A 4401-nucleotide genomic window follows, 5' to 3' on the forward strand; every position below is an offset into this window, starting at 1 on the left:
CCGAGCGGATGGCGGTCGTGCTGCAGGGCTCGCTGCTCGTGCGCCACGCCCCGACCGCGGTGGCGGACGCGTTCGTCGGGTCCCGCGTCGCGGGCGAGCACGGCGAGGCACTGGGGACCCTGCCGCGCGGGGTGGACGTGGACGGCATCCTGGCCCGGCTGCCACTGAGCTGAGACCCGGTCGGCTCGGCGGCCCCCGGACCTGCGCGTCGCGCCCACACTTTCGGTCCAGGCCCACCCGGTTCTGCACAGCCCTGCGCGTCGGACACGCCTCCGAGCTGGCCCGGCACCGTCTCCGACGGCGCGCCGTCCTACGACGCCGTGCAGCAGGCGCACTCGACGATGACAGCTCCCGGCTCCTCGCGGCCCTCGTCGGCGAGCCCGGACCTCTCTTGATCCGTCGAGTTCCGCGACGTCGACCCCCTCGAAGATCAGCGGACCCTCATCGGGCCGGGAAGGCCCCCGCGAACCCGATGAAGGACTGTTGATCAAGGACGCACAGAGCTGGTGGCCGGGAATGCACGCAACGCGCAGGAGCGCCCCGCAGATCCGCGACCCCGTTCCGTGGGCGGCCCCGGCTCACTAGCGTCTGCCGCACCATGAGCGACCTCCTGCCCGGCGTCACCGCCGCCACCGTCGACGCGCGCATCCGCATCCACCACCTCGAGTCGGGACCGTCCGACGGCGAGCCGGTCGTGCTCGTGCACGGCAACCTGTCCACCGGTCGGTTCTTCGAGCACCTCATGAGCCCGGCGCCGGACCGGTTCCGCTTCCTCGCCCCGGACATGCGCGGCTTCGGCCGCACCGAGGCCGCCCCGATCGACGCCACACGGGGCCTCGGCGACTGGGCCGACGACCTCGTCTCCTACCTGCAGGAGCTGGGGATCGAGCGCCCGCACCTCGTCGGGTGGTCGACGGCGGGCGCGGCGATCGCGCTCGTCGCACGGCAGGTGCCCGTCGCGAGCCTGACCTTCCTCGACCCCGTCGGGCCCTACGGCTACGGCGGCACGTTCGCGGACGGCACGCCCTGCTGGGACGACTTCGCCGGGACCGGCGCGGGCGTCGCCAACCCGCGGTTCGTCGAGCTGCTGCGCACGGGCGACCGCGGCACCGACGAGCCCGTCAGCCCGCGCAACGTCATGAACGGGACCTACTGGGCGCCCGAGTTCCGGCTGCCCCCCGAGCGCGAGGACCTGCTCCTCGACGAGATCCTGCTCTCGACCATCGGCGACGACGGCTACCCGGGCGACGCGACGACCTCGCAGCACTGGCCCGGCGCCGCGCCCGGCACCCGCGGGCTGCTCAACGCGCTGTCGCCGAAGTACTGCTCGTGGGCGTGGCTCCCGGAGCTCGACCCGAAGCCGCCGGTCCTCTGGACCCACGGCGACAAGGACCTCGTGGTCGCCGACGGGTCGTTCCTCGAGCTGGGCACGCTCGGCCAGGCGGGCATCGTCCCGGGCTGGCCCGGCGCGGAGGTCTTCCCGCCGCAGCCGATGGTCGCCCAGATCCGGACGGTCCTCGCCCGGTACGAGCAGGCCGGCGGACGCGTGCGCACCGAGATCTTCGCCGGGTCCGGGCACGGGCCGCACGTGGACGCGGCCGAGCGCTGGCTCGCCGTCGCGACCGAATTCTGGGGGTCCGCCGCCGGGTCGTGATTCGATGCCCCGTGCGCGATTCCTCGACCCGGGTGACCGCGGTGGTGGCCGACGACCACCCCATGTACCGCGACGGCGTGGTCCGCGCCCTGACGGGCAGCGGGCAGATCGACGTCGTGGCCGAGGTCGAGGACGGGCTCGCCGCGCTCGAGGCCATCGTCCGGCTCGCGCCGCAGGTCGCGCTGATCGACCACCGGATGCCGGGGCTCGACGGCGCCGAGGTCGTGGCCCGCGCCGCCCGCGACGGCGCCCCCACCCGCATCGTCATCCTCTCCGCGTTCACCGACCCGGCCCTGGTGTACGCCGCGCTGCAGGAGGGCGCGGCCGGCTACCTGCCCAAGGAGAGCCGGCGCCGCGAGCTCGTCGACGCCGTCCTGGCCGCCGCGCGGGGCGAGAGCGTGCTGCCGCCGGAGCTCGCGACCGGGCTCGTCGGGGAGATCCGGTCGCGGCGCCCCGACCGCGGCCCGGCGCTGTCCGAGCGCGAGACCGAGATCCTCACGCTCATGGCGACCGGACTGTCGACGCCCGCGATCGCGAAGCGGCTCTACCTCGCCCCGAGCACCGTCAAGACCCACGTCCAGCGCATGTACGAGAAGCTCGAGGTGACCGAGCGGGCCGCGGCGGTGGCCGAGGCGATGCGCCGCGGGCTGCTGGAGTGACCGCGCCGGCCGACCGGGCCCTCGCCGCCTACACCGCGGAGGCCTCACGGACGACGAGCCGGCTGCGGTTCGGCCTGCTCGCCGTCGTCGCGCTGCTCGCCGTGCTCGACCCGACACGCGTCGAGGGCCCGGCCTTCTGGGGCGTCCTCGCGGCGTACGGGGTGGTCGCGCTCGGCTGGCTCGTCCTCGTCACGCGCCGGCCCGCCGGGCCACGCACCGGCCTCGTCGCCACCGCGGTCGACCTCGTCGCGATCACAGCGCTGGCGGTCCTCGCGGGCGGGGGCGGGACGCTGCCGTCCCTCGCCTACGTCGCAGTGCCGGTGATGGCGGCCTTCCGCTACCGGCCCGCGCTGTCGGCCGGGGTGGGCCTGCTGACGGTCGCGTCCTTCCTGCTCAGCGCCGCGATCGACCGGGCGCCGGTGTCGGTGGCGGGTCTGCTGGCCGAGGGGGCGGTGCTGGCGCTGGTGGCCGTCGCGACCTTCCTGCTCTCGGTGGTGCTGGCGCGACGGGCCGACCGCATCCGGGCTCTGCTCGCCGACGCCGACGCGCTGACCGCCCAGGCCCTCGACGCCGAGCAGGTCGAGCGGCGCCGCCTCGCCGAGGAGCTGCACGACCACGCCCTGCAGACCCTGCTCGTCGCGGGCCAGGAGCTCGACGAGCTCGCCGAGGACCATCCCGACGTCGACCTCGGCGCCCTCGACGCGGCCGTGCGCGGCACGGTGCGCGAGTTGCGCGACGTCGTCGGCGCCCTGCACCCCTACGTGCTCGACGAGGCCGGCCTCGCCGTCGCGCTCCGGCGCCTGGCCGAGCGCCTCGGGGGCCAGGCGGGCCTCGCGGTCACCGTCGAGGTCCCCGACGACCTGCCCGCCGCCCCGCACGACCGGCTGCTCTACGGGGTGGCCCGCGAACTGCTCACCAACGTGGTGAAGCACGCCCGCGCCCACCGGGTCGCGGTGGTGCTCGCCGACGACGGCCCCGACCGCAGGCTGGAGGTCGACGACGACGGGGGCGGGCTCGACCCCGCGGCACTCGGCGCGCGGCTCGTGCAGGGGCACATCGGGCTGGCGTCGACGCGGGCGCGGGTGGAGGGCGTCGGGGGCACGTTCCGGATCGCCCGTGGCGGGACGACGACGAGGGGGACGCGGATCGTCGTCCGCGTCCCCCTCGGGGGTGGCTCCGCCTCGTGAGCGCTTTCGGGGGTTATGACACCCGAAAGTGCTCACGGGCGCGCAGCGCACCTATCGGCGGCGCATGACCTCGGTGCGGGCGTCGTCGTCGCCCGCGCGCCAGTTGGCGTCGCGCATCGCGGCCTCGCGGGTGCGGTCGGCGGCCCGGCCGCGGCCGATCGCGTAGGCGCCGCCGCCCAGGGCGAGCACCCCGACCCCGCCGAGCACCCAGGGCAGCACCGACCCGGAGTCGGCCGGCACGAGGGCGCCGATCGCGGTGTCGGTGGCCTCGGTGAGGGTGCCGCCGTCGGAGCCCGTGCCGGTCCCGCCACTGGTCGTGCCGCCGTGGGCGGAGTGGCCGTGGTGGTGGGGCGGCACCGGGGTCGCGCCGGCGACGGTGAGCTTCGCGCTGACCTGCCCGGCCGAGGACGACGCGGTGACGGTGTACGTGCCGGGGGTGGTGCCCGCGGCGACCGTGCCCGAGCCGGAGAAGGCCTCCGGGTTCGTCCGGTCGAGGGTGGCCGGGCCGCTGAAGGCAGCCGAGGTGACCGTGATGCCCGAGGCGGTCTGCGCGGCGGGCTCGGCGAACGAGCCGGAGAAGGAGACCGTCCCGCCGGGGCGGACCGAGGAGCTCGAGAGCATGAGGTCGCCGGGCTCGGAGACCGCGGTGGCGCCGGAGCTCGAGGTGGACGAGCTCGAGGTGGACGACGACGTCGTCGTGAGCGGCGCGGCGAGGGCGGTCCCGGCCCCTGCGCCGGCGAGGGTGATCGCGGCGGCGCTGATGAGGGCGGCGGTGGCGGTGGACAGACGCATGGCGTGCTCCCGGAGGTGGAGGGAGGCGGTGCGGGGAGCGTCCGGTCTCGGGGCGTTCTCCGTGCTGACACGAGAATCGTCGCGCCGATCAGGCCCCCGTCCCGTCCCC

Annotated in this window: 4 protein-coding genes and 1 pseudogene; 4 read left to right on the plus strand and 1 reads right to left on the minus strand. The window is 75.9% G+C overall.

The window, feature by feature from the left end:
* The 4 genes and pseudogenes from AC0CYZ_RS25345 to AC0CYZ_RS25360 all read left to right on the plus strand — a co-directional run.
* Positions 1-173: pseudogene (locus tag AC0CYZ_RS25345) on the plus strand (DNA alkylation response protein); the annotation flags it as partial.
* A 425-nt stretch (positions 174-598) separates the two neighbouring features.
* Positions 599-1654 carry an alpha/beta fold hydrolase gene (locus AC0CYZ_RS25350; protein WP_472220490.1) on the plus strand — a complete coding sequence of 352 codons (1056 nt, stop codon included), beginning with the start codon at positions 599-601 and terminating at the stop codon, positions 1652-1654.
* Positions 1655-1665: 11 nt separating this feature from the next.
* Positions 1666-2313 (plus strand): response regulator, encoded by a 648-nt coding sequence (locus AC0CYZ_RS25355; protein ID WP_472220492.1) that lies wholly within the window; start codon positions 1666-1668, stop codon positions 2311-2313.
* A complete protein-coding gene (locus AC0CYZ_RS25360) occupies positions 2310-3500 on the plus strand; it encodes a sensor histidine kinase (RefSeq protein ID WP_472220494.1) in 1191 nt (396 codons plus the stop codon). Before AC0CYZ_RS25355 ends, AC0CYZ_RS25360 begins: the two co-directional genes overlap by 4 nt.
* A 51-nt stretch (positions 3501-3551) precedes the next feature.
* Here AC0CYZ_RS25360 and AC0CYZ_RS25365 read toward each other — a convergent pair whose 3' ends face one another.
* The gene (locus AC0CYZ_RS25365; RefSeq protein ID WP_472220496.1) at positions 3552-4292 is read right to left on the minus strand and encodes a hypothetical protein; all 741 of its coding nucleotides are present in this window, start codon (positions 4290-4292) and stop codon (positions 3552-3554) included.
* Positions 4293-4401: the final 109 nt, after the last annotated feature.

The sequence above is a fragment of the Actinomycetospora sp. genome (assembly GCF_055612215.1).